The organism is Kitasatospora sp. SUK 42 (assembly GCF_015776785.2).
In the GTDB taxonomy this organism is placed as follows: Bacteria; Actinomycetota; Actinomycetes; order Streptomycetales; family Streptomycetaceae; genus Kitasatospora.
This window is the reverse complement of sequence record NZ_LFMD02000032.1, coordinates 1-358: the sequence shown is the minus strand read 5'-3', so window position 1 is coordinate 358 and position 358 is coordinate 1. Positions and strand designations below refer to the sequence as shown.

The following is a 358-nucleotide window of genomic DNA, read 5'->3' as shown; positions in this document are numbered from 1 at the left end:
GATCCTGATCCGGAGCGCGTCGGCACCTCGTACACGAGGGAGGGCGGGTTCCTGCACGACGCGGACCTGTTCGACCCGGCGTTCTTCGGGATGTCCCCGCGTGAGGCGCTGGCCACCGACCCGCAGCAGCGGCTGCTGCTGGAGACCGCCTGGGAGGCCCTGGAGCGGGCGGGCATCGACCCGGCCACCCTGCGCGGCAGCCGGACGGGCGTGTTCACCGGCGTGATGTACAACGACTACGGCTCCCGGCCGCAGCTCCCGCCGGAGGACTTCGAGGGGTACCTGTTCAGCGGCAGCGCGGGCAGCATCGCCTCCGGCCGGGTCTCGTACACGCTGGGCCTGGAGGGGCCGGCCGTCG

Annotated in this window: 1 protein-coding gene; it reads left to right on the top strand. The window is 73.2% G+C overall.

Going from position 1 to position 358, the window contains the following annotated elements:
- Window positions 1-358: beta-ketoacyl synthase N-terminal-like domain-containing protein (locus tag RZ50_RS28555; protein ID WP_217681011.1), on the top strand; the 358-nt coding region annotated here is incomplete at both ends.